Genomic DNA, 22,240 nt, shown 5'->3' with positions numbered 1-22,240 from the left:
GCACAATGCGCACCGACGACGACACTTGGGACATCGCCACCAGCGTCGGCGCCACGGCGGTGATGGTCGCCGCCGCCCGGGCCGTCGAAACCGATCGCCCCGACCCACTGATCCGCGACCCCTACGCGAAGCTGTTGGTCAGCGAGGCCGGCACCGGTGTGTGGGAAACCATGCTGGACGACTCCCTGGTTGCCAAGGCGGAGTCGTTCGACCCGGAGGCGGCCGCGGTCTTTCGGCACATGCGCAGCTACCAGGCCGTGCGGACGCACTTCTTCGACACCTACTTCGCCGGCGCGGTGGCCGCGGGCATCCGGCAGGTGGTGATCCTGGCGTCCGGGCTGGACTCGCGGGCCTACCGGCTGGACTGGCCGGTCGGCACCACGGTGTACGAAATTGATCAGCCCAAGGTGCTGGCCTACAAGTCGGCCACGCTGGCGGCGCACGGCGTCACACCGTTGGCCGACCGTCACGAGGTGCCGATCGACCTGCGGCAGGACTGGCCCGCCGCGCTCATCGTCGAGGGGTTCGACGCGGGAGCGCCGACGGCCTGGCTGGCCGAAGGGCTGCTGATGTATCTGCCCGCCGACGCCCAGGACCGGCTATTCGCGCAGATCACCCAGCTGAGCGCGCCGGGCAGCCGGATCGCGGCGGAAACCGCGGCCAGCCATGCCGAGGATCGACGCCAAGAAATGCGCGATCGGTTCCAGCGGGTGGCCGACGAACTCGGCATCGAGCAGCCCATCGACATCCAGGACCTGATCTACCACGACGAGGATCGCGCGGTGGTTGTCGACTGGCTCAACGACCACGGCTGGCGGGCCACCGCGCAGCACTCCGACGACGAGATGCGCCGGCTGCACCGCTGGGTGGACGGCGTGCCGATGGGCGACGACCGCGACGCATTCGCGCAGTTCGTGACGGCGGAACTCCGGTGAGTGCGCCGGGTCGCTCAGACGACGACACTTGGGACATCGCGACCAGCGTCGGGGCGACCGCCGACGGCATCCGCCAGCACGTCATCCTGGCCGCCGGACTGGATTCGCGGGCCTACCGGCTGAATTGGCCGGCGGGGACCAGCGTGTACGAAGTGGACCAGCCAAAAGTGCTGGAGTACAAAGCCGCAACGCTGGCGGCCAGCGGCGTCCAGCCGGTGGTCGACCGTCACGAGGTGGCCGCCGACCTGCGGTTCGACTGGCCGAAAGCGTTGCGCGGCCAGGGGTTCGACCCGGCGCAGCGCACCGCGTGGCTGGCCGAAGGTCTGCTGATGTTTCTGCCGGGCGAGGCCGAGAACCGGTTGTTCGCCGACATGGACGCGCTGAGCGCGCCGGGGAGCCGAGCCTGCATCGAGGATCTCACCTTCGACGACGCGGCCCGCGAGGGATACGAGAAGCTCCGCGCCAAGATCGACGAACTGCGCCAGCGGATCGGCGACGAGAACGTGTTCGACCCTGGCGACCTGTGGTACACCGAGGACGACGCGTTGCGATCCGGCAGCTTGGTTCGGCGCGCACTCCTGGCGTGTCGAATCGTTGACCGGCCACGACTACCTCGCCCAAGTCGGTCGTCCGGTCCCCGACGAACCCACGATTGCGGCGACGTTCCGGGCTGTGTTCGTCTCCGCGGAAAAGCCGTCGGCGTCCTAACGCAGCCTGTTGCCCAACCGGGCGGTTGATTAGGATTGGGTTCCCCGGGTCAGGAAGGGAACCCCAGTGACCATCAAGACCACCGAAGCCACCGCGAAAACCTCCGATGCCCCGGTCGGCGCCGCCGCGCCCGGATCCGACGTCCCGAAAATCGTCGCTCGGCTACGGCAGACGTTTGCCACCGGCAAAACCCGCAGCGTGCAGTGGCGACGTACCCAGCTGCACGCGCTGGAGAAGATGATGACCGAGAACGAGCCGTCGATAGCCGCGGCGCTGGAGCAGGATCTGGACCGCAGCCCGTTCGAGGCGTGGCTGGCCGACTCCGCAACCACCGCGGGCGAGGCCCGGTATGCGGCCAAGCACGTCAAGAAGTGGATGCGCCGCAAGTACCGCCTGCTCGAGATGGCGCAGCTGCCGGGCCGCGGCTGGGTCGAGTACGAGCCCTACGGCACCGTGTTGATCATCGGCGCCTGGAACTACCCGTTCTACTTGACCCTCGGCCCCGCGGTGGGCGCGATCGCCGCGGGAAATGCCGTGGTGCTCAAGCCATCCGAGATCGCTCCGGCATCGTCGGCGCTGATGGCCGAGCTGGTTCCGCGCTACCTGGACGGTGATGCGGTCGCGGTGGTCGAGGGCGACGGCGCACTCAGCCAGGAGCTGATCGCGCAGGGCTTCGACCGGGTGCTGTTCACCGGCGGAACCGAGATCGGCCGCATGGTCTACGAGGGCGCAGCGCCACACCTGACCCCGGTCACCCTCGAACTCGGCGGCAAAAGCCCGGTGATCGTGGCGGCCGATGCCGACGTCGACGTCGCGGCCAAGCGGATCGCCTGGATCAAACTGCTCAACGCCGGCCAGACCTGCGTGGCGCCGGACTACGTGCTGGCCGATGCGAAGATCCGCGACGAGCTCGTCTCCAAGATCGGCGACGCCCTCACCAAGTTCCGCTCGCAGGAGAAGACCGGGCTGCGTATCGTCAACCAACGCCAGTTCGATCGCCTGACCGGATACTTGGCTACCACGAAGGGCACGGTCGCGTTGGGCGGCAACTCCGACGCCGCGACGCTGCGTTTGGAACCGACCGTCGTCGTCGACCCCGATCCGGACGAGCCGCTGATGAGCAACGAGATCTTCGGTCCCATCCTGCCGGTGATCTCGGTCCAATCCCTCGGCGACGCAATCCGTTTCGTGAATTCGCGGCCCAAGCCGCTGTCGGCGTACCTGTTCACCAAGACGCGGGCGGTGCGGGAGCGGGTGATCAGGGAGGTGCCCGCCGGTGGCATGTTGGTCAACCACCTGGCCTTCCAGGTGTCGACGGCCAGGTTGCCGTTCGGCGGCGTCGGCGCATCGGGCATGGGCGCCTACCACGGTCGCTGGGGTTTCGAAGAATTCAGCCACCGCAAGTCGGTGTTGACCAAGCCGACCCGACCCGACTTATCCAGCTTCATCTACCCGCCGTATACAGATAAGGCGTGGAAGTTAGCCCGCCGGCTGTTCTAGGCGCGGCACCACGCTGACCGAACCGGCCTGAGAAGCGTCGGGCGATGACGCCCGAGAAAGAGAGAATGCCGATGCCCGGAGTGCAGGATCGCGTTGTCGTCGTCACCGGAGCCGGTGGGGGACTGGGCCGCGAATACGCGCTGACCCTTGCCAAGGAAGGCGCCAGCGTCGTCGTCAACGACCTCGGCGGCGCGCGCGACGGCACCGGCGCCGGACACAACATGGCCGATCACGTCGTCCAAGAGATCAAGGACGCCGGCGGACGTGCGGTCGCCAACTACGACAGCGTCGCCGAGGCCGACGGTGCGGCGAACATCATCAAGACCGCGCTCGACGAGTTCGGCAAGGTCGACGGCGTGGTGAGCAACGCCGGAATCCTGCGGGACGGCACCTTTCACAAGATGTCGTTCGAGAACTGGGATTCCGTCCTGAAGGTGCATCTCTACGGCGGTTACAACGTGATCCGCGCCGCCTGGCCGCACTTTCGTGAGCAGAGCTTCGGGCGAGTGGTTGTCGCGACCTCGACCAGCGGACTGTTCGGCAACTTCGGCCAGGCCAACTACGGCGCAGCCAAACTGGGCCTGGTCGGCTTGATCAACACGCTGGCCCGGGAAGGCGCCAAGTACAACATCAAGACCAACGCGCTGGCGCCGATCGCGGCCACCCGGATGACCGAGGACATCCTGCCGCCCGCGGTGTTGAAGAATTTGACGCCGGACTTCGTGGCGCCGGTCGTTGCCTACCTGTGCACCGAGGAGGTGCCCGACACCGGCTCGATCTTCATCGTCGGCGGCGGCAAGGTGCAGCGCACCGCGCTGTTCCAGAACGAGGGTGTCACCTTCAAGGCACCGCCGTCGGTCGGCGATATCGCCGCCCACTGGAACGAGATCGACGACTTGTCCGCGGCAAAACAGGCGAATTTCTCGATCCGATGAGCGAAACGTGATGAAAGCCTGTGTATTACGGGAACTTTGAGGACCATCCGGCCTTGGCTACACAGATGTCGATGATGTCGCCGGCAACGACGACGCACTCATTGTCGACGTCCGTGCCGCCGGAGCGCGCTTTCCGGACCTGCTGCTGAGCAGGGGTGAATACCAGCTCAAGCTGCCGCCGCTGCTGGTGAACTACAACACCATGTACTTTGCGCTGGCTCGTCGTGCCGCGATGCGTCCGGGTGACAGCGTGCTGGTGCTGGGCTCCGCCGGAGGCGTGGGCGCCGACGTGGTGCTGCCGTTGACCGACGGCTGGGCTAAGGCGGTGCGCGACCATACCGACGGTCGAGGTGTCGACATCGTGGTCGACCCGATCGGCGGGCCGGCTTTCGGCGATGCCATTCGAGCCGTGAACTAGCGCCGAGTGTGGGTTTGATGCACGCACCGTCGCCGGTGAGCGGTCGTCAACCCCGCACTCGGCGCGACCGCTTTTAGAACAGACCCGAGAAGGCGTCGGTGATCTGGGTGGCCGCAGATTCGAGGACGGAGTACTCGAAGCCGGCAGCGAGCGTGTCCAGCGCGGCGTTCGCCGCGATCGGCAAGCCGAAAGCGTCGAGGAGGTTACCGGAGGAAAGGTTGTCCGAGATCAGCGAGGCGTCGTAGGCCGGGATGCTGGTCACCAGAGCGTTGATGATGTCCGCTGTCGGCAGCAACGTCGAGTAGGCTGCCGAGGCTGCTGTGGAGAGCGCGTTGACGAAGTCGGTGAGCGTCGCCGCGGGATTTGCGGCGTCCGCCGACAACGCTGACATCAGGTCGGTGAAGCTCGCCGCCGACGAGGTCGCCGGATCCGCCGCCGAGAAGGGGTCTGTGCCGCTCATCAGATCCTGGAAGCCTTGCTCGGTGTCGGTGGTCAGCGTGCTGAGCATCGACGACAGGCTGACGTCGGGAAACAGCCCGAACGGGGTGTCCACGTTCGCCGGCGAATCAGCCGTCACGGAGTAACCGAGGGAGCCGTCGCCGTAGCCCAAGTTGATCAAATACGTCAGATCGGGTCCCAGCAATTCTTGCAGCTGCTTGGGCAGCAGCGATACCAGCGGCGCCGTCTCGTCGATCATGTAGTAGTTGGTGAGGCTGTCGGTGGCGCCGTCGGCCGCCGACCCCGGCAGCAGCGTCGCGCTAGCGATCTCCGCCGCGGTCGGGCCGCTGCCGTCGACGCCCCCGTTCAGGTAGGTGCCGTGGATCGTCTCGATACCCAGGAAGGCGTTCAGGTCGGACAGGAAGTCGATCGGATAGCGCGGGAAGTCCGCGAAGCCGTCGTACTCCAGCGTGTAGATATTGGTGACGTAGTCGTCGGCCGGGGTGGCGCTGTCGAACGACACCCCCAGGCTTGGGAGGTTCAGTGGGTCCGAGACTGTCTGACCCGACGTGGTCTCGAAACCGGCGAAGCGCTCGAGCAGCCCGCCGTTGGGCGCGCTCGGGTCGCCGACCAGCAGGAACTGCAGACCGGAGTCCGGTTGGGGCGTGCCGTTGGGGTCCAGCTGCTGCATGGCGTAGCTGGCGATCGTGGAGCTCTGCGAGTAGCCGAACACCGTCGAGGTGTCCCCAGCTGAGGTGTCGGCCGCGACCGTGTTCGCCAGGATCGTGTCGCCCTGGCCCACCGAAGTGCTCTCCGACGGGAAGCCGTCGGCGGCGGGGGGGTAGTTGAACTCCAAGGTGTGTACACCGGTGAGCGGATACAAGCCCTCGGGCGTGTACAGGCCTTCGCCAAATGGGTTGGTTGGCGTCGCCTGGTAGAACGTCAAGTCGGGGTAGAGCTTCGTCACCGGGTTGTCGAGGTACAGCCCGTCAGCGGCCGCCACGTAGTCCGCGCCTGGGATAGGCGTGCCGCTGCCGCCGATCACCAGCCCGATGTCTTCGCCGTCCGCGTGGGCGGGCGCCGAACTCGTCGTCGCGGTCAGTCCTAAGACGCCGGCGCCGGCCGTTGCCGCCAGCCCTAAACCCAGCCAACGAAGCTTGCGGTCTGACATTTGCGACCTCCCAGAAAGTTGGCGGACACGTGGGGACAGGTGGCTACCCTAACGGCGCAGGTATTTAACGTATGTTTTACTCCTCTCGACCGCGGTTGTCTAAGAAATCCACAGGGTTTTGTTCAGTAAAATTAAGTCCCCGCTGGCGACTCCCTCATGCGACACGGGCTCAGAGGCCGGCCAGATCGCCGACGATCGTCTCGAGCTGGTCGAGGACGGCGCCTTGATCACCAAATCATTTCCAGCGTCGACTTGCGACAAGACCGTGTTGTTGAGAATCGTGACGCCCTGAGCTTCCGACGTGTCGAGGGGCAAGCTGTTGACGCCGGTCTAGAGCGCGTAATTCCCTTCGGGCGTGTAGAGGGGTTCCGGGGTGAAATTCGGGAAGAGGTTCTCGACGTAGAGGTCGAAGTTGGTCGCCCCGTCGCTGGGTGAGGGGATCGGCGTTCGGCTGCCGCCGATGATGTAGGCGATGTCGTCCATCAACCGGACCGGACGTGTTTGGACGCTGGTTTGCGGGGGCGACGCGAAGGGGACGGCGAGGAAGCCGGCGACCACACTCATGACGACACTCGTGACGACGCGGACACGGGCAGCGCGAGTCATATCCTGAGTCCCGTCCGCAAGCCGACTGAGAAAAACTTAATTAGACGAGAGCATAGTAACCTCGGCTGTCGAGGTTGCGTCCGGAATTGGGAGTCGCGCTGACTACCCCAAAAGCGCGTCGCGCAGCCGGGTCACGTCGGACGCGGTGATGCCGGCGCTACGGAAGTAACCGTCCAGCGAGCCGAACTTGTCGTCGATGGTGCGCCGTGCGGTGTCCAAGTATTCTTCGCGGACACCGAGGACCTCGTCGGACAGCCGCGCCTCGGTGAACGCCATCAACTCCGGCGTCATTTCGACGTCCGTCCGGTGCCGGACCGCATCCAGGATCACCTCCCGCAGCCGGGGGACCGCCCGGTTGCTGCCCAGAAAGTCCGCCATGATCGCGTCGCGCTCGACGCCCGCGGCCTCTAACACCAGCCCCACCATGAAGCCGGTGCGGTCCTTGCCGGCAAAACAGTGGGTGAGCACGGTGCGTCCGTCGGCCAGCAAGCTGACCACGCGATGCAGTGCCTGCTGGGCGCCGTTGTAGGTGGGAAACCGGCTGTACTCGTCGATCATGTAGCGGGTGGACGCAACGCTGACCGCTTCGCCGTCGGCCCTATCTTCCAGCAGCCGCCGAAACGCATGCTCGTGGGGCGCCTGATCGTCCGAGCCGTCCGGAGTGAGCTCGTCAGGCCCGAGGTCCGGGATGGGCAGCAGATGAATCTGCACGCCGTCCGGCACCCGGCCCGGCCCGTGGCGTTCTACCTCACGGCGTGAACGCAGATCGGCGACATCGGTTATGCCTAATCGGCTCAATTCATCGCGGCCGTCGTCGCCGAGATCGCTCAGCTCGCCGGAACGAAACAGCCGTCCCGGTCGCAGGACGCCGGTGCTGTCCGCAACGTCGCGAAAGTTCCAGGCCCCCTGCAGATCCCGCACGCTAAAGGCCATATTAGGTGACCGCCGCAGCGAAAGCGCTTTGCTCCCGGCCGATCTCGGCGCGAGCGATGGATCGCATATGCACCTCGTCCGGCCCGTCGAAGATGCGCATCGCGCGGTGCCAGGCGTAAAGGCGGGCCAGCGCCGTGTCTTCGCTGACGCCGGCCGCGCCGTGCACCTGGATGGCGCGATCGATGACGTCGCACGCCACCTGCGGTGCCACCGCCTTGATCTGTGACACCAGCAGATGCGCAGCCCTGTTGCCATGCTGGTCGATGGTCCAGGCCGCCTTATGGCACAGGAGCCTGGCTTGATCTATCTCGTTGCGGGACTTGGCAATTGCCTGCTGAACCATACCTTGGTCGGCGAGCGGCCGGCCAAATGCAATCCGGGTGTTGGCCCGGTGCACCATTAGCGCCAGCGCGCGTTCGGCTCCGCCCAGTGCTCGCATGCAGTGGTGAATGCGGCCCGGCCCCAGCCGCGCCTGGGCGATCGCGAACCCGCCGCCTTCCTCGCCGAGCAGATTGGTGACCGGAACCCGGACGTTGTCGTAGATGATCTCGCAGTGTCCGGGCTGGTCGCGGTAACCGAAAACCGACGTCGAACGGACCACCGTCACGCCCGGGGTATCCATCGGCACCAGAACCATCGACTGCTGCTGGTGGCTTGCCGCCTCAGGATCGGTGCGGCCCATCACGATCAGGATTTTGCAACGCGGATCGGCTGCGCCCGACGTCCACCATTTGCGGCCGTTGATCACGTAATCGGTGCCGTCGCGCACGATCGAGGTTTCGATGTTGCGGGCATCGCTACTGGCGACTGCGGGCTCGGTCATCGAAAACCCGCTGCGGATTTCGCCGTTCAGCAGCGGCTCGAGCCACTGCTTGCGCTGTTCCTCGGTGGCGAACAGGTGCAGCGTCTCCATGTTGCCGGTGTCGGGTGCCGCACAGTTGATCGCCTCGGGCGCGATCCCCAGACTCCACCCGGTCAGCTCGGCCAGCGGGGCGTAGTCGAGGTTGGTCAAGCCCGACTCGGCCGGCAGGAACAGGTTCCATAGGCCGGCGGCTTTGGCCTTTGTCTTCAGTTCCTCGATGATCGGGGGAACGGTGTGATCATTCGGGCCGGCCTGGTGTCGGTAGCGGTGGTATTCGGCCTCGGCCGCAAAGACGTGCTCGGTGATGAACTCGGACAGCCGTTTGTGGTAGTCGTTGGCTTTGGCGGACATCGCGAAGTTCATGCCCGTCACGATAGGACACCGCCAGGTAACACATTTGAAACCCGCGACAACCATCCACACGACACGCCGCGCCGGGTGCGCGTCGTTTCGGTCCGCGGTCGGGACCGCGGCTGCGCACCATGGTTCTATGACCGAATCCCTGCCGCCTTTCCCGCCCTTCACCTGACGCGCAAGTGGCAACGCGAACTCGACTATTCGCTGCGCAAGAGCCTGTGGGACTTCCACGAAGACCGCATCGCGGTGCGCTTCCAATACGAGTGCCGCGATGGCAGCGGCCAGTGGTACCGAAGCTACGGCAACGAGCTGTGGGAGTTCGCCCCGTCGGGGTTGATGGCGCGCCGCGAAGCCAGCATCAACGACGTGCCGATCGACGAATCCGAGCGCCGCTACTTCGGCCGCCGGCCAGCCTGCGAGCACGGCCTCGACATCCCGCTCTGGTAGCTGGGGTGACAACGCCATTTTGTGGTGCCACAACACCGCGACCGCTGTTCATTTCGCTTCGGGTGGCGAAGTATCACCCGAGAAGGATTCGGCCGCCGAAGTCAAATCTGGCTCACGTTAAGGTAGCTGAGGTGTGCGGCCGGGCCGGCGGCATGTGCGGGAATGTTTGGCGGCAGGAAGCACGGGACAGTACGGGAAAGTACGGGAAAGTAGATGCACGCGCCATGACAGATTCGCAGACGACGGTGGGGGTGGTCGCCGAGTCCGGGGCCGACGAGCGACGGGTCGCGCTGGTCCCCAAGGCGCTCGGGCCGCTGGTGAAAAGCGGGGTCGCGGTCGTCGTCGAATTCGGCGCCGGCCAACGGGCGCTGCTGCCCGACGACCTCTACGCCGAGGCCGGCGCCACGATCGGTGATGCCTGGGCGGCTGACATCGTCGTCAAGGTCGCACCGCCGACCGCCGACGAGATTGCCCGGCTGCGCCGTGGCCAGACGCTGATCGGATTCCTGGCGCCCCGCGAGGCCAACAACTCGATCGGCGCGCTGAAGCAGGCCGGCGTGCAGGCCTTCGCGCTCGAAGCCATCCCCAGGATCTCCCGCGCGCAGGCGATGGACGCGCTGTCGTCGCAGGCCAATGTCACCGGCTATAAGGCCGTGCTGCTGGCGGCGTCGGAGTTGACGCGGTTTTTCCCGATGCTGACCACCGCGGCGGGCACGGTAAAACCGGCCACCGTGCTGGTGCTGGGCGCCGGGGTGGCGGGTCTGCAGGCCCTGGCGACGGCCAAACGGCTCGGCGCGCGCACCACTGGTTACGACGTGCGTCCCGAGGTCGCTGACCAGGTGCGTTCGGTGGGGGCGCAGTGGCTGGACGTCGGAATCGAGGCTGCCGGTGAGGGCGGATACGCCCGCGAACTCACCGAGGACGAACGCGCCCAGCAGCAGAAGGCGCTAGAAGACGCGATCAGTGGATTCGACGTGGTGATCACCACCGCGCTGGTGCCCGGTCGCCGGGCGCCGCGACTGGTAACTTCGGCGGCGGTCGAGGCCATGAAGCCCGGCAGCGTGGTGGTGGACCTGGCCGGGGAGACCGGCGGCAACTGCGAGCTCACCGAACCCGGGAAGACGGTGGTCAAATACGGCGTCACCATCGCCTCGCCGCTGAACCTGCCCGCCACCATGCCCGAGCATGCGAGCGAACTCTTCAGCAAAAACATCACGGCCCTGCTGGACCTGTTGATCACCGACGGCAAGCTGTCGCCCGACTTCGACGACGATGTCATCGCGGAATCATGTGTCACTCGGCAGACGGTCGGGGAGGACTAAATGTACGACGAACTACTCGCCAACGCGGCGATCCTGGTGCTGTCCGGGTTCGTCGGGTTCGCGGTGATCTCCAAGGTGCCCAACACGCTGCACACCCCGCTGATGTCGGGCACCAACGCCATCCACGGCATCGTCGTACTCGGTGCTCTGGTGGTGTTCGGCGCGGTTGAGCATCCGTCGCTGGCGGCGCAGATCATTCTGTTCGTCGCGGTGGTGTTCGGCACGCTCAACGTCATCGGCGGCTTCATCGTCACCGACCGGATGCTCGGCATGTTCAAGGGCAAGAAGAAGGTCCAAGCCAAGGTTGACGAGGTTGCCAAGTGAACTATCTGGTGATCGGCCTCTACATCGTCTCCTTCGCGCTGTTCATCTACGGCCTGATGGGTTTGACCGGGCCCAAGACCGCGGTGCGCGGCAACTTGATCGCCGCCGCGGGAATGGCGCTCGCCGTGACGGCGACGCTGATCAAGATCCGCCACACCGATCAATGGCTGTTGATCGTCGCCGGCCTGGTGGTGGGCGTCGTGCTCGGCGTCCCGCCGGCCCGCTACACCAAGATGACCGCGATGCCGCAGCTGGTGGCGTTCTTCAACGGCGTCGGCGGCGGCACCGTCGCGCTCATAGCGCTCTCGGAATTCATTGACACGCGCGGCTTTTCAGCCTTTGCGCACGGCGAGTCGCCGACCGTGCACATCGTGGTGGCCTCGTTGTTCGCCGCCGTCATCGGGTCGATCTCGTTCTGGGGGTCGATCATCGCGTTCGGCAAGCTGCAAGAGATCATCTCCGGCAAGCCAATCGGCCTCGGCAAGGCGCAGCAGCTGATCAACCTGCTGCTGCTCGCGGTGGCCGTGGCGGCCGCGGTCGTCGTGGGCCTGCACGCCCATCCCGGAACCGGCGGGGCGCCGCTGGGGTGGATGATCGGTCTGCTCGCAGCCGCGGGCGCGCTGGGCCTGATGCTGGTGCTGCCGATCGGCGGCGCGGATATGCCGGTGGTGATCTCACTGCTCAACGCGATGACCGGGGTGTCGGCCGCGGCGGCGGGTTTGGCGCTGAACAACACCGCGATGATCGTCGCCGGGATGATCGTCGGCGCCTCCGGGTCGATCCTGACCAACCTGATGGCCGCGGCGATGAACCGCTCCATCCCGGCGATCGTCGCGGGGGGTTTCGGCGGTGGCGGCCTCGCCCCGGCCGCCGGCGCGGACGGCGACAAGACGGTCAAGTCCACCTCGGCCGCTGATGCGGCGATTCAGATGGCCTACGCCAACCAAGTGATCGTCGTGCCGGGCTACGGCTTGGCGGTCGCGCAAGCGCAGCACGCCGTCAAGGGCATGGCCAACCTTCTCGAGGAGAAGGGCGTGCCGGTCAAGTACGCGATTCACCCGGTCGCCGGGCGGATGCCGGGCCACATGAACGTGCTGCTGGCCGAGGCCGAGGTCGACTACGACGCGATGAAAGACATGGACGACATCAACGACGAGTTCGCCCGCACCGACGTCGCGATCGTCATCGGCGCCAACGACGTCACCAACCCGGCCGCCCGCAACGAAGCGTCCAGCCCGATCTACGGCATGCCGATCCTCAATGTGGACAAGGCCAGGTCGGTGATCGTGCTCAAGCGGTCGATGAACTCCGGGTTCGCCGGCATCGACAACCCGCTGTTCTACAGCGAGGGCACCACCATGCTGTTTGGCGACGCGAAAAAGTCGGTGACCGCCATCACCGAGGAACTCAAAGCGCTCTAGGTCCCGCCGAGCAGACGCAGAATCGCACGTTCGTAGACCGAATCGTGCGATTCTGCGTCTGCTGGCGCTGGTTAGCGTTAGACCGGCGGATATGCCGGCGGCGGATAGCCGTTGCCGTCGGTGACCCCCCGCAGGCCCCAGGTGAAGTACCGGAAGTAGAACTCGATCTCGTCGGAAGCGTCGTAGTCCGGGTTTGGATCAAAATTCATGTGACCACCTCTCGACTCGCGACTTGACTCTGGCAGAAGTCTAGACCGACAGGGCAATGCGCAACGGTGAACGAACCGTCCTGCATAGACTATCCAACTAGTTGATTGACACCGGGCACCCCCGGCCTGCCGATAGCGAGTACACATGCCATCCGAGAACGGCCTCTCCCGTCGCGAGGAGTTGCTGACTGTTGCCACCAAGCTGTTCGCCGCTCGCGGCTACCACGGCACCCGGATGGACGACGTCGCCGACGTGGTCGGTCTGAACAAGGCCACGGTCTACCACTATTACGCCAGCAAGTCGCTGATCCTTTACGACATCTATCAGCAGGCCGCGCAGCGCACCTTGGCCGCGGTGCACGACGACCCGTCGATGTCGGCACGTGAGGCGCTCTACCAGTACACCGCGCGGCTGCTCAACCAAATCGCCGCTAACCCCGAGGGCGCGGCGGTGTACTTCCAGGAGCAGCCCTACATCACCGAATGGTTCACCGAGGAGCAGGTCGCCGCGATCCGGGAGAAGGAAACCCAGGTCTACGAGCACGTGCACGGACTGATCGACCGCGGTATCGCCAGCGGTGAGTTCTATGCGTGCGACTCCCACGTCCTGGCGCTCGGCTACATCGGGATGACGCTCGGCGCCTACCGCTGGCTGCGACCGAGCGGACGCCGCAGCGCCCAGGAGATCGCCGCCGAGTTCAGCACCGCACTGCTGCGGGGTCTGATCCGCGACGAGTCGGTCCGCAACGAGTCGCCGCTCGGGGTGAGAACCGAAATCGGTCGGTCCGGCCGCCGCTCTAAATGACGGGGACGGTCATCGGGGTTGGCGGCGACAGCGTCGTTCGCCGCGGCGTCGAGGACATCGGCGGGGTCGGCGGCGGCGCTGGCCGCGCCCGACGGGTCGGCGCCGAGCAGGTCGTCGAACAACGTGGTCGCGTTGTCGAAGTCTGCGGCGCCGCCGGTGAACAGCGCATTGGCGAGGTCGTTGAACAGCGCCCCATCTTGCGGCGACGCCAGCTGCACTCCGCCCACGTCGATCGGGCCGGTGGCGTCCGGGTTGAACAGCGGCGGAGCGTCGTGGGCGTCGAAGTTGACCAGATCGACGAGCTGTTTATCTCCGTCGGCGGGCACCAGGAACGCGAGGACATCGTTGTCTTCGCCGGTTTGGACCGAGACTTCCTCGATTCCGGGCAACCAGTTGTCTTGGATGGCGAGGTTGTCCGAGGACCCGATGGTCGAAAGCGGCGTGAGGAACGACTCGTCCGATCCGATGCTGCTGAGCGGGGTAGCCGGGGCGCTGTCAAAGCCGCCGGTGATCGGTGAGGTCCCCCAGCCCCAGCGAATCACTGGGGTCGGACAGCGTGGCGGGTGAGGAACCCTCCGCAGGTGAATGACCGTCGCGCACCGCCCTGGGCCCAAGCAAGCAAACTTGAACGGTAGCAGGTCTGTCTCACCCGGTCTCGAAGCGGCGTTCGGCTTGCATCCCCGTTGTCCAAGCGGTCGGAAGGTCGGGCCTTGTCGGCCCGCCCGGCCCCAGAACCAAAGGACACTTTGCCCTTTCCGACCGGATGCCGCCGCGTCGCCCATCGCAGACCAACTGCATGCGATAGGTATCGCGTGGCTGGGGCATGCTCCTCGTCGGCGAATCTCAAAACCGCCTGCACGGCGGCGCGTCTGGAGTTAACTAGTGACCGTTACGCCGCGTTGTCGGGCGGCGGTGGCGAGCGCGTCGTCGAAAGTCGCCAAGCGCGCATGGTGGTGGATGGCGATGTCGAGGACGCAGCGGTCGGGGAGTTTGAGCCCGGTGGTGGCGCGCAGTTCGGCGAGACGCAGCGGTTCGCCGTCGTCGTGGGGGGCGACGGTGATGCCAGCGGCTTGTAAATCGTCGAGCATGGCCGCGCCTTGCCCGATGCGGACGCCGCCAACGAGGACTTCAGCCATGGTGACGGTATGGACAAGCATCTGGCCGGGTGTGCCGGCAATCAGGATGGCTGTCGCGGCCTGGTGGTGTGGGTCGGCGGGATTCAGATGGGCGATCAGGACGCTGGCGTCCAGCGCGATCACGCGGGCCAGTCCGCCCGCAGTTCAGTGAGATAGTCGGGTCCGAACGCCCCGGCATACCGGCCACTGCTTGCTTGCACAGCCGTCCGGTGAGCGTCGTCACTGGTGTGTTGCTCGTGTTCAAGGATTCCGCCGCCGATGTCGACCAGGCGCAGCAGCAGTTTGGAGCGCGACTCGCCGGGCCATCGGTTGGCGGCGAGGTCGAGCGCGCGGGCTACCTGCGGCGTCTCCGTCACCTGATGGCGCGGGCGGGTGGTTGGCATGCCAGAAGTGTACCACCTATGACCACGGTGTAACACTTCTGTGGCTTCGACAAGCTGATAGCTTCACGGGCGAGATAGCAGGGTGCGTTGCCTGTCGGTCGGTACAGCCACGCACTGATCCGGTCGTGACCTGAGTTGAACCAGACATCCTCACGCTGCATGCTCACGGTTCCTAATCCTGCATCACGCGGCCCAGCAGGCGTGTGATACACCCTCGCCATGACTTCGACCGTGCTGCGAGCCGTGTCATCGGTGGTGGGCCCAAGTCACGTCAGCACCGACCCCGATGTGCTGGCCGGCCGCAGCGTCGACCACACCGGCCGCTATCGCGGGCGGGCGAGCGCATTGGTGCGTCCGGGCTCGGCGGACGAAGTTGCCGAGGTACTGCGGCTGTGCCGGGACGCTGGGACGCACGTCACGATTCAGGGCGGTCGCACTTCTTTAGTGGCCGGCACCGTACCCGAGCACGATGATGTGCTGTTGTCGACCGAACGGCTCTGCGCCATAAGCGATGTCGACGCGCTGGAGCGCCGTGTGGCGGTTGAGGGAGGGTCCGCCCTGGCTGCTGTACAGCGCGCGGCGATAAAGGCCGGCCTGCTGTTCGGTGTCGACCTGGCGGCGCGCGACACCGCCACCGTCGGCGGGATGGCCTCGACCAACGCCGGCGGGCTGCGCACCCTGCGCTACGGCAACATGGGCGCGCAGGTCGTCGGACTGGACGTTGCATTGCCCGACGGGTCGCTGATGCGACGGCACTCCCGCGTGCGGGCCGACAACACCGGCTATGACTTGCCGTCGCTGTTCGTCGGCGCCGAAGGAACGCTGGGTGTGATCACCGCACTTGATCTGCGGCTGCACCCCGATCCGTCGCATCGAGTGACGGCCGTGTGCGGCTTCGACGACCTAGCAGCGCTGGTCGACGCCGGCCGGCTGTTTCGAGACTTGGACGCCATCGCCGCCCTGGAACTGGTCGACGGCCGAGCGGCCGCGCTGACCGGCGAGCATCTAGGTGCGGCGGCGCCGGTCCGCGGTGACTGGTTGCTATTGGTGGAGCTGGCGTCGGATCACGATCAAACCGAGCGGCTAGCCGAGGCGCTGACGGGAGTGCGGACTTGCGGAGAGCCGGCGGTGGGCGTCGATCCGGTTGCGCAACAACGCTTGTGGCGGGTGCGCGAATCGATAGCCGAGGTGCTCGGCGTCTACGGGCCGCCGGTGAAATTTGATGTGGCGCTGCCGATTTCGGCGGTTCCCGCGTTCGCCCGTGGCGCGGACGCGTTGCTGCGCCGGCGTGCGCCCGACGCGATCGGCGTGCTGTTCGGGCACATCGGGGAGGGCAATCTGCATCTCAACGTGCTGCGATGCGGCGCCGAGCAGGAGCGCGACCTGTACGCGGCGATGATGGACCTGATCGCAGCATCCGGCGGCAACGTCAGCTCTGAGCACGGCGTGGGCAGCCGTAAGCGCAAGTACGTCGGCATGTCACGCGAGGGCGCCGACATCGCGGCGATGCGGACGCTGAAGACGGCTTTCGACCCGACCGGCTACCTCAATGCCGCGGTGCTGTTCGATTAGTCGGAGCTTTTGATTCCCACCGCATGGCGTAGTTGGGCGAGGAATTGGTCGGCGTCGTCGCTACGGATCATGTAGTGCGAGGACGCTACTCGAATCGCGGTGGCGGCTTTGACCGCAGCGTTGGGCCCGGGTATCAGCCGCTGCAAACCATCCCGCATCTGCGGGATGACGTGTGAGAACTGGCTGATCACATGCTCCGGCTCGATGTCGACCATGCGCACGCCGGTGTAGGAGTGCTGATACTCGACGATGAACCGCAGCGCGGCGTCGAGCTTGTCGGCCCCCTTGAGGCCGGCCGTCGCCCGGCTCATACCGCTTTCGAAGGTTTGTCGTTCGTAATGGGAGAACGCCGAAAGCAGCTCCTCCTTCGAAGCGAACCAGCGGTAGAGCGTTGGCCGCGACACCCTGGCCTGCGAAGCGACGTCGGACAGGCTGAGCTTGCGCTTACCGTTGCGGCTGAGCACCTCCGCCGTAGCCGCGAGGATCCGCTGCTGCGTCGTGCTGTCGCCTTCAATGGCCGCCGTCTGCTCCATACCTATACTTTACAAAAATAGCCCGAAGTGTCACGCTGTTTTCGTGTCACCAGTAGCTGGCCACCAAATCTTAGCCGGGCCCCAACGCATCGTGGCTGATCGGCGGTCCTGGTGAGCCAATCGGCGGCGCGGTGGCCTTCGCCGCTGGCCAGATCGAGGACGACGCTGCGCTTGGAGCGATTGTCCATCTCGAACGGCGGGCTGACGTCCCACGTCGAGTCCCAACATCCGGCCGAACAGGCGCGCGGGGTCTCCGGCCGGCGGCTCGATTTTGGCGACGTCCGCATGGCTCTCGAATTGATCAGCGGCGCAGACGTGTTCGTCACCAACGTGCGCCCCGGCGCGTTGCGGCGTCCGGGATTCGACTTCGAGTCGATAGCCCCGGACAACCCCCGCCTGGTTTACGGGCTGATCACCGGCTACGGCGAGACCGGGCCGGACGCCGACCGGGCGAGCTGGAGTCACGGCGCACATAACGCGATGAGGGCTCGGCAGACCTAGCCGAAGCTGATCAACTGGCGCAGCGTCGTTCCGTCGGCCAGGTGATCCATCGCCGCATTGACGTCGTCGAGCCCGACCGCGGACGACACCAGCGATTCCACCGGCAGCCGGCCCGCGCGCCACAGCTCGACGAACCGCGGAATGTCGCGTGCCGGTACCGCCGATCCGAGGTAGCTGCCGATCAGCGACCGGCCCTCGGCGACAAAACCCAGTGGCGACAAGCTGATCCGGGCGTCCGGCCGCGGCAGGCCGACAGTGATGGTACGGCCGCCGGGAGCCGTCAGGTCGATCGCCGTCTGCAGTGCGGAGGGATGACCCGCCGCCTCGATGACGACGGGCGCTTTGACACCGGCGGCGATGGCCGCCCGCGGTGTATAGGTCTGGTGTGCGCCGAAACCCGAAGCGGTCGTCAGCTTCTCGGGTAGCTGGTCGACCGCGACCACTCCGACATCGTCGTGGGCCAACGCGGTCAGCACCGCCGCCATGCCGACACCACCGAGACCGACGACGGCCAGCATCTGACCGGGCGCTGGCTTGCCCACGTTGAGCACGGCGCCGCCGCCGGTCAGTACCGCGCAACCCAGTAGCGCCGCGACGGGCGGCGGGACGTCGGCCGGCACCGCAACGACACTGTTGCGGTGCACGACGGCGTGGGTGGCGAAGCCGGAAACCCCCAAATGGTGATAGACGGCCGAGCCGCCGCGGCTCAGCCGCATTCCACCGCCGAGCAAGGTCCCGGCGTTGTTCGCGGCGCTGCCGGGTTCACACGGTGTCAGGCCCTCGGTGGCGCACGCCGCGCAGTGCCCACATCGCGGCAGGAATGTCATCACGACGCGTTGGCCGACGGTCACGTCGGTCACGCCGTCGCCGACCTGCTCGACGATTCCGGCCGCCTCGTGCCCCAGCAGCATCGGCGTCGGCCGCACCCGGTTGCCGTCGACCACCGACAGGTCGGAGTGGCACACACCGGCGGCCTCGATGCGCACCTGCAATTCCTCGCGGCCGGGTGGGGCCAGGTCGATCTCGGTGACGTTGATGGGCCTTGAAGCCGCATACGGCCGCGGCGATCCGATGTGCTCCAGCACGCCGCCGCGGATCTTTCCCATGGTCGAATACAACCATGACTCCGTTTTCTGCGGATCCGCCCGACTCGGACGCGCTCACCAGCCAAGATTTTCCGGTGCACTGGCCGGTGCTCACCCGCTGGGCCGACAACGACATGTTCGGCCATCTCAACAACGCGGTGTACTACCAGCTTTTCGACACCGCGATCAACGGCTGGATCAACTCGAATGTCGCTGTGGACCCGGTGACGACGACGGCGCAGGGCATCGTCGCCGAATCGGGCTGCCGCTACTTCTCCGAACTGCATTTTCCGCAACGGCTTGTCGTCGGTGTGGCGGTGACCCGGCTCGGGCGCAGCAGTATCACCTATCGTCTCGGTGTCTTCCGGGCGACCGAAGAACTGGCCGCCGCAGAAGACGCAGTAGAGCAGAAGATCGCCGCACTCGGACATTGGGTGCACGTCTACATCGACCGCACCAGCCGTCGACCGGTACCCATCCCGGACGCCGTTCGCGCGCTGTTGTCCACGGTCAGCGTCGGTTAAGCCGCCGCTCGTTATGCTCGGCCAATGCCTTTTGTGAGCAAGACCGTCGAAGTCGCCGCCGACGCGGCCAAGATTCTGGCCATCGTCGCCGACTTCGAGTCCTACCCGCAGTGGAACCAAGAGATAAAGGGGCTCTGGGTGCTGGCCCGCTACGACGACGGACGCCCCAGCCAGTTACGCCTTGACGCTGCGTACGAGGGCATCGAGGACACGTTGATCCAGGCGGTCTACTACCCGAGCCCCAACCAAATTCAGACCGTGATGCAGCAGGGCAATCTGTTCAAAAAGCAGGACCAGCTGTTCAGCGTCGTCGAGATGGGTGCGACGTCGCTGCTGACGGTGGACATGGACGTCGAGCCCACGATGCCGGTTCCCGCGCCGATGGTGAAAAAGCTGGCGGACAACGTCTTGGACTACCTCGCCGAAAACCTCAAGCGGCGCGCCGAGGAATTGTCGTCGGCGGGCTAGTCCCAGATGCCGCTGCGGTCCAGCGTTTCGGTGAGCCGGCGCGCGCGTGATCCATCCGCGGGGCGCGTTCGACCCGGGGCGCCTGTTCGACGTGCTGGCGACCGAGAAGGTCACCGGGATCTTCGTGGTGCCCGCGCAGTGGCAGGCGGTATGCGATGCGCAGCAGGCGAATCCGCGCGACGTGAAATTGCGGATGATGGCATGGGGTGCCGCACCGGCATCCGAGACGCTGCTGCGACCAGATGTCGGAAACCTTTCCCGGGACGCAGATTCTGGCCGCCTTTGGCCAAACGGAGATGTCGCCGGTGACCTGCACGCTGCTCGGCGAAGACGCGATCGCCAAACGCGGCTCGGTGGGCAAGGTGATACCGACCGTGTGATACCGACCGCGGCTGCCCGCGCGGTCGACGAGAACATGAACGACGTTCCCGTCGGCGAGGTCGGTGAAATTGTTTATCGTGCACCCACATCGATGAGCGGCTATTGGAATAACCCGGAGGGGACGGCTGAGGCGTTTGCGGGCGGCTGGTTCCACTCCGGCGACCTGGTTCGGATGGACTCCGATGGTTACGTCTGGGTGGTCGACCGCAAAAAGGACATGATCGTCGACGCGCTGCCGCGCAACCCCGCAGGGAAGGTTTTGAAGACCGAATTGCGGGCGCGCTATGGGGTCTCGACCGGTGCCGCCGACGCCTCTCAAAGCGCTTACACGTCAACGGATCCGGCAAGGGACGGTTGAACCTGAGATAGCGCAGAACTCGCAGGTCAACTAGACGAAAGGCTAATAGTGCCAATGCTATGCGTGCCCACGAGATCATCGGGTACAGTCCTGTGGTCTGTCTTAACTACCTGCGAGTAGGGAGACGGAGGCCACGCACCTAGGGTCGGGGCAAGGAGGAGGCGTGCGACACCATCGGCTGCTTCGCCGCGAGGCTCCGGGTTGCCTTGTACCGGGGTGCCCGTGACGACCACGCAGCCACGGCTCACCGATTTCACCCGGGACCGCCTGGGTCCGCCGCTGGTTCTCGCCGGCGGGTTCTTCCGGATGTGTGTGCTGACCGGCAAGGCGCTATTCCGCCCGCCGTTCCAGTGGCAAGAGTTCGTCTTGCAGTGCTGGTTTATCGTCAGGGTCTCGCTTTTCCCGACCATGGCGGTTTCGGTGCCGGTGACGGTGCTTTTCGTTTTCACGTTCAACGTCCTGCTGATCCAAGTCGGCCTCGGCGACGTCTCGGGCGCGGGCACGGCGGTCGCTGTGATCACCCAGATCGGCCCGATCGTGACCGTGCTGGTGGTCGCCGGCGCGTGTGCGACGGCGATCTGCGCGGACCTGGGCGCCCGCACCATCCGGGAGGAAATCGACGCGATGGAGGTGCTCGGCATCGACCCCATCCACCGGCTGGTGGCGCCCCGGGTCCTGGCCATGTGCACGGTCGCGATGCTGCTCAACGGCCTGGTGAGCATGATCGGCCTGGTGGGCGGCTATATCTTCGGGGTCTACCTGCAGAATATCTCGGGGGGCGCCTACCTTTCCTCGCTGACGTTTATCGTCGGACTGCCCGAGGTAGTCGTCGCAACGGTCAAAGCCTTGATCTTCGGGCTGATCGCTGGCCTGGTGGGCTGCTACCGGGGGCTGACCACGAAGGGCGGCGCAAAAGGTCTGGGGGTCGCCGTCAACGAGACCGTGGTGATGGCCGTGGTCCTTTTGTACGCGGTGAACGTGGTGCTGACCGCCATCGGTGTGCGGTTCGGAACGGGGGCGATCTGAGATGACGACGGCTCAAGTGCTGCGATCCCGCTTCCCGCGGGCAACCGCCAACCTTCGTCGCTACGGCGTCGCCGCGACCGGGAGCCTGGAGGAAGCCGGCAAGCTGGGCTGGTTCTCGGTGCTCGCTGGTCGCGACATAGCGTTTGCGCTGACCCGCTACCGCAAGGAAGTCCTGCGGTTGGTCGCCGAGGTCGGCATGGGCACCGGCGCGCTGGCCGTCATTGGCGGGACCGCCGTGATCGTCGGTCTGGTGACGGCGTCCTCCGGCTCGCTGGTCGCCCTGCAGGGCTTTGCGGCACTGTCTCATCTAGGTATCGATGCGCTCATGGGGTTCCTTGCCGCACTGATCAACGTGCGTCTCGTTGCCCCCGTCGTCACCGGCGTCGTGCTGGCGGCCACGGTTGGCGCCGGCGCTACCGCCGAACTGGGCGCCATGCGGATCAGTGAGGAGATCGACGCGCTAGAGGTGATGGGCATCAACTCGAGAGCGTTTTTGGTGTCCACCCGGGTGATAGCCGTGCAGGTGGTGATCATCCCGCTCTACTCTCTTGCGCTGATCGCGTCGTTTGCCGCTCCGCAGCTCGTCACGACAGTGGCGTACGGACAAGGCTCCGGCAGCTACGACCACTACTTCCGCACGTTCCTACGCCCCGACGACGTGTTCTGGTCCTTCGCGGAGATGATCATTGTGGCCGGGGTGGTGATGCTGGTCCACTGCTACTACGGATACAACGCCAGCGGCGGTCCGGTCGGCGTCGGTGAAGCTGTCGGCCGCTCGATGCGCATGTCGCTGGTTGTGATCAACGTCGTACTCGTCTTGTTTGAAATGTCGCTGTACGGCACCAACCCGAACTTCAACTTCACGGTGTAAGGCAACGGGGC

General features: G+C 65.9%; 24 protein-coding genes and 3 pseudogenes. 17 read left to right on the top strand and 10 right to left on the bottom strand.

All coding sequences use genetic code 11. The annotated features are described in order from the left end of the window. Positions 1 to 5 precede the first annotated feature (5 nt). The 5 genes and pseudogenes from M5I08_RS23730 to M5I08_RS23710 all read left to right on the top strand — a co-directional run. Complete coding sequence (locus M5I08_RS23730) at positions 6 to 935, top strand: class I SAM-dependent methyltransferase (protein WP_219068316.1); 930 nt, start codon at positions 6 to 8, stop codon at positions 933 to 935. Continuing rightward, positions 932 to 1,672, top strand: coding sequence for an SAM-dependent methyltransferase (locus M5I08_RS23725; protein WP_219068278.1), 741 nt, complete (start codon positions 932 to 934; stop codon positions 1,670 to 1,672). The genes M5I08_RS23730 and M5I08_RS23725 overlap by 4 nt, the downstream gene beginning before the upstream one ends. A 43-nt stretch (positions 1,673 to 1,715) precedes the next feature. Further along, positions 1,716 to 3,143 (top strand): aldehyde dehydrogenase family protein, encoded by a 1,428-nt coding sequence (locus M5I08_RS23720; protein ID WP_219068315.1) that lies wholly within the window; start codon positions 1,716 to 1,718, stop codon positions 3,141 to 3,143. A gap of 71 nt (positions 3,144 to 3,214) precedes the next feature. Further along, positions 3,215 to 4,078 carry an SDR family oxidoreductase gene (locus M5I08_RS23715; RefSeq protein WP_219068314.1) on the top strand — a complete coding sequence of 288 codons (864 nt, stop codon included), beginning with the start codon at positions 3,215 to 3,217 and terminating at the stop codon, positions 4,076 to 4,078. Positions 4,079 to 4,088: 10 nt separating this feature from the next. After that, positions 4,089 to 4,481: pseudogene (locus tag M5I08_RS23710) on the top strand (MDR/zinc-dependent alcohol dehydrogenase-like family protein); the annotation flags it as partial. Between the two features lie 88 nt (positions 4,482 to 4,569). Here M5I08_RS23710 and M5I08_RS23705 read toward each other — a convergent pair. The 4 genes from M5I08_RS23705 to M5I08_RS23690 form a co-directional block, all read right to left on the bottom strand. Beyond that, positions 4,570 to 6,105: a PE-PPE domain-containing protein gene (locus M5I08_RS23705; RefSeq protein WP_219068277.1), complete on the bottom strand. Its 1,536-nt coding sequence runs from the start codon at positions 6,103 to 6,105 to the stop codon at positions 4,570 to 4,572. Between the two features lie 330 nt (positions 6,106 to 6,435). Then, a complete protein-coding gene (locus tag M5I08_RS23700; protein WP_249762991.1) occupies positions 6,436 to 6,669 on the bottom strand; it encodes a hypothetical protein in 234 nt (77 codons plus the stop codon). 144 nt (positions 6,670 to 6,813) lie between these two features. After that, positions 6,814 to 7,644, bottom strand: coding sequence for a tyrosine-protein phosphatase (locus tag M5I08_RS23695; RefSeq protein WP_219068275.1), 831 nt, complete (start codon positions 7,642 to 7,644; stop codon positions 6,814 to 6,816). Position 7,645: 1 nt separating this feature from the next. Beyond that, positions 7,646 to 8,857, bottom strand: a complete 1,212-nt coding sequence (locus M5I08_RS23690; protein ID WP_219068313.1) for an acyl-CoA dehydrogenase family protein — start codon at positions 8,855 to 8,857, stop codon at positions 7,646 to 7,648. A gap of 87 nt (positions 8,858 to 8,944) precedes the next feature. On the opposite strand from M5I08_RS23690, the gene M5I08_RS23685 reads away from it, so the two are divergent. From M5I08_RS23685 to M5I08_RS23670, 4 genes are all read left to right on the top strand, one after another. After that, on the top strand, positions 8,945 to 9,310 hold the full coding sequence (locus M5I08_RS23685) for a DUF1348 family protein (RefSeq protein WP_219068274.1): 366 nt from the start codon (positions 8,945 to 8,947) through the stop codon (positions 9,308 to 9,310). A gap of 224 nt (positions 9,311 to 9,534) precedes the next feature. Next, complete coding sequence (locus M5I08_RS23680) at positions 9,535 to 10,632, top strand: Re/Si-specific NAD(P)(+) transhydrogenase subunit alpha (RefSeq protein WP_219068273.1); 1,098 nt, start codon at positions 9,535 to 9,537, stop codon at positions 10,630 to 10,632. Then, the gene (locus M5I08_RS23675) at positions 10,633 to 10,956 is read left to right on the top strand and encodes an NAD(P) transhydrogenase subunit alpha part 2 (protein ID WP_219068272.1); all 324 of its coding nucleotides are present in this window, start codon (positions 10,633 to 10,635) and stop codon (positions 10,954 to 10,956) included. 56 nt (positions 10,957 to 11,012) lie between these two features. Then, a complete protein-coding gene (locus M5I08_RS23670) occupies positions 11,013 to 12,377 on the top strand; it encodes an NAD(P)(+) transhydrogenase (Re/Si-specific) subunit beta (protein WP_249763439.1) in 1,365 nt (454 codons plus the stop codon). Positions 12,378 to 12,454: 77 nt separating this feature from the next. On the opposite strand, the gene M5I08_RS23665 is transcribed toward M5I08_RS23670, so the two are convergent. Continuing rightward, on the bottom strand, positions 12,455 to 12,586 hold the full coding sequence (locus tag M5I08_RS23665; protein WP_219068165.1) for a hypothetical protein: 132 nt from the start codon (positions 12,584 to 12,586) through the stop codon (positions 12,455 to 12,457). A gap of 145 nt (positions 12,587 to 12,731) precedes the next feature. Here M5I08_RS23665 and M5I08_RS23660 point away from each other — a divergent pair, with 145 nt between their 5' ends. Further along, entirely contained in the window at positions 12,732 to 13,391 is a 660-nt protein-coding gene (locus M5I08_RS23660) for a TetR/AcrR family transcriptional regulator (RefSeq protein ID WP_219068164.1), read from the top strand. An 875-nt stretch (positions 13,392 to 14,266) separates the two neighbouring features. Here M5I08_RS23660 and M5I08_RS23655 read toward each other — a convergent pair. Then, on the bottom strand, positions 14,267 to 14,650 hold the full coding sequence (locus M5I08_RS23655) for a type II toxin-antitoxin system VapC family toxin (RefSeq protein WP_249762990.1): 384 nt from the start codon (positions 14,648 to 14,650) through the stop codon (positions 14,267 to 14,269). Then, a complete protein-coding gene (locus M5I08_RS23650; RefSeq protein ID WP_219068163.1) occupies positions 14,647 to 14,910 on the bottom strand; it encodes a hypothetical protein in 264 nt (87 codons plus the stop codon). Before M5I08_RS23650 ends, M5I08_RS23655 begins: the two co-directional genes overlap by 4 nt. A 219-nt stretch (positions 14,911 to 15,129) precedes the next feature. On the opposite strand from M5I08_RS23650, the gene M5I08_RS23645 reads away from it, so the two are divergent. Then, positions 15,130 to 16,482 carry an FAD-binding oxidoreductase gene (locus M5I08_RS23645; RefSeq protein ID WP_370328539.1) on the top strand — a complete coding sequence of 451 codons (1,353 nt, stop codon included), beginning with the start codon at positions 15,130 to 15,132 and terminating at the stop codon, positions 16,480 to 16,482. On the opposite strand, the gene M5I08_RS23640 is transcribed toward M5I08_RS23645, so the two are convergent. Both M5I08_RS23640 and M5I08_RS23635 read right to left on the bottom strand, forming a co-directional pair. Continuing rightward, positions 16,479 to 17,015, bottom strand: a complete 537-nt coding sequence (locus M5I08_RS23640; protein ID WP_219068162.1) for a TetR/AcrR family transcriptional regulator — start codon at positions 17,013 to 17,015, stop codon at positions 16,479 to 16,481. The genes M5I08_RS23645 and M5I08_RS23640 overlap by 4 nt on opposite strands. Positions 17,016 to 17,113: 98 nt before the next feature. Further along, positions 17,114 to 17,300 (bottom strand): annotated as a pseudogene (locus tag M5I08_RS23635) (CoA transferase); the annotation flags it as partial. Between M5I08_RS23635 and M5I08_RS23630 the strand changes: the two are divergent. After that, positions 17,301 to 17,486 (top strand): annotated as a pseudogene (locus M5I08_RS23630) (CoA transferase); the annotation flags it as partial. It lies immediately after the preceding pseudogene. A gap of 26 nt (positions 17,487 to 17,512) precedes the next feature. On the opposite strand, the gene M5I08_RS23625 reads toward M5I08_RS23630, so the two are convergent. Further along, entirely contained in the window at positions 17,513 to 18,622 is a 1,110-nt protein-coding gene (locus tag M5I08_RS23625; RefSeq protein ID WP_219068161.1) for an alcohol dehydrogenase catalytic domain-containing protein, read from the bottom strand. 14 nt (positions 18,623 to 18,636) lie between these two features. Here M5I08_RS23625 and M5I08_RS23620 point away from each other — a divergent pair, with 14 nt between their 5' ends. The 5 genes from M5I08_RS23620 (at position 18,637) to M5I08_RS23600 (ending at position 22,229) form a co-directional block, all read left to right on the top strand. Next, complete coding sequence (locus tag M5I08_RS23620; protein WP_219068160.1) at positions 18,637 to 19,125, top strand: acyl-CoA thioesterase; 489 nt, start codon at positions 18,637 to 18,639, stop codon at positions 19,123 to 19,125. Positions 19,126 to 19,149: 24 nt separating this feature from the next. Continuing rightward, a complete protein-coding gene (locus tag M5I08_RS23615) occupies positions 19,150 to 19,593 on the top strand; it encodes an SRPBCC family protein (protein WP_219068159.1) in 444 nt (147 codons plus the stop codon). A gap of 46 nt (positions 19,594 to 19,639) precedes the next feature. Then, positions 19,640 to 20,332 (top strand): AMP-binding protein, encoded by a 693-nt coding sequence (locus M5I08_RS23610; RefSeq protein WP_219068158.1) that lies wholly within the window; start codon positions 19,640 to 19,642, stop codon positions 20,330 to 20,332. A 306-nt stretch (positions 20,333 to 20,638) separates the two neighbouring features. Further along, positions 20,639 to 21,358 carry an MlaE family ABC transporter permease gene (locus M5I08_RS23605; RefSeq protein ID WP_219068171.1) on the top strand — a complete coding sequence of 240 codons (720 nt, stop codon included), beginning with the start codon at positions 20,639 to 20,641 and terminating at the stop codon, positions 21,356 to 21,358. Position 21,359: 1 nt separating this feature from the next. After that, entirely contained in the window at positions 21,360 to 22,229 is an 870-nt protein-coding gene (locus M5I08_RS23600; protein ID WP_219068157.1) for an ABC transporter permease, read from the top strand. Positions 22,230 to 22,240 lie beyond the last annotated feature (11 nt).

This window comes from Candidatus Mycobacterium methanotrophicum (genome assembly GCF_023515995.1).
Lineage (GTDB): Bacteria > Actinomycetota > Actinomycetes > Mycobacteriales > Mycobacteriaceae > Mycobacterium > Mycobacterium methanotrophicum.
Note: the sequence above shows the minus strand (reverse complement) of the source record. Positions and strands in the feature narration are given on the sequence as shown.

Excerpts from the sequence above, each read along its gene's own strand:
- M5I08_RS23730 (WP_219068316.1), top strand. The coding sequence starts at position 6 with ATGCGCACCGACGACGACACTTGGGACATCGCCACCAGCGTCGGCGCC.
- M5I08_RS23715 (WP_219068314.1), top strand. The coding sequence starts at position 3,215 with ATGCCCGGAGTGCAGGATCGCGTTGTCGTCGTCACCGGAGCCGGTGGG.
- M5I08_RS23705 (WP_219068277.1), bottom strand. The coding sequence starts at position 6,105 with ATGTCAGACCGCAAGCTTCGTTGGCTGGGTTTAGGGCTGGCGGCAACG.
- M5I08_RS23700 (WP_249762991.1), bottom strand. The coding sequence starts at position 6,669 with ATGAGTGTGGTCGCCGGCTTCCTCGCCGTCCCCTTCGCGTCGCCCCCG.
- M5I08_RS23695 (WP_219068275.1), bottom strand. The coding sequence starts at position 7,644 with ATGGCCTTTAGCGTGCGGGATCTGCAGGGGGCCTGGAACTTTCGCGAC.
- M5I08_RS23690 (WP_219068313.1), bottom strand. The coding sequence starts at position 8,857 with ATGTCCGCCAAAGCCAACGACTACCACAAACGGCTGTCCGAGTTCATC.
- M5I08_RS23680 (WP_219068273.1), top strand. The coding sequence starts at position 9,535 with ATGACAGATTCGCAGACGACGGTGGGGGTGGTCGCCGAGTCCGGGGCC.
- M5I08_RS23675 (WP_219068272.1), top strand. The coding sequence starts at position 10,633 with ATGTACGACGAACTACTCGCCAACGCGGCGATCCTGGTGCTGTCCGGG.
- M5I08_RS23670 (WP_249763439.1), top strand. The coding sequence starts at position 11,013 with ATGGGTTTGACCGGGCCCAAGACCGCGGTGCGCGGCAACTTGATCGCC.
- M5I08_RS23665 (WP_219068165.1), bottom strand. The coding sequence starts at position 12,586 with ATGAATTTTGATCCAAACCCGGACTACGACGCTTCCGACGAGATCGAG.
- M5I08_RS23660 (WP_219068164.1), top strand. The coding sequence starts at position 12,732 with ATGCCATCCGAGAACGGCCTCTCCCGTCGCGAGGAGTTGCTGACTGTT.
- M5I08_RS23650 (WP_219068163.1), bottom strand. The coding sequence starts at position 14,910 with ATGCCAACCACCCGCCCGCGCCATCAGGTGACGGAGACGCCGCAGGTA.
- M5I08_RS23645 (WP_370328539.1), top strand. The coding sequence starts at position 15,130 with ATGACTTCGACCGTGCTGCGAGCCGTGTCATCGGTGGTGGGCCCAAGT.
- M5I08_RS23640 (WP_219068162.1), bottom strand. The coding sequence starts at position 17,015 with ATGGAGCAGACGGCGGCCATTGAAGGCGACAGCACGACGCAGCAGCGG.
- M5I08_RS23625 (WP_219068161.1), bottom strand. The coding sequence starts at position 18,622 with ATGGGAAAGATCCGCGGCGGCGTGCTGGAGCACATCGGATCGCCGCGG.
- M5I08_RS23620 (WP_219068160.1), top strand. The coding sequence starts at position 18,637 with ATGACTCCGTTTTCTGCGGATCCGCCCGACTCGGACGCGCTCACCAGC.
- M5I08_RS23615 (WP_219068159.1), top strand. The coding sequence starts at position 19,150 with ATGCCTTTTGTGAGCAAGACCGTCGAAGTCGCCGCCGACGCGGCCAAG.
- M5I08_RS23605 (WP_219068171.1), top strand. The coding sequence starts at position 20,639 with ATGTGTGTGCTGACCGGCAAGGCGCTATTCCGCCCGCCGTTCCAGTGG.
- M5I08_RS23600 (WP_219068157.1), top strand. The coding sequence starts at position 21,360 with ATGACGACGGCTCAAGTGCTGCGATCCCGCTTCCCGCGGGCAACCGCC.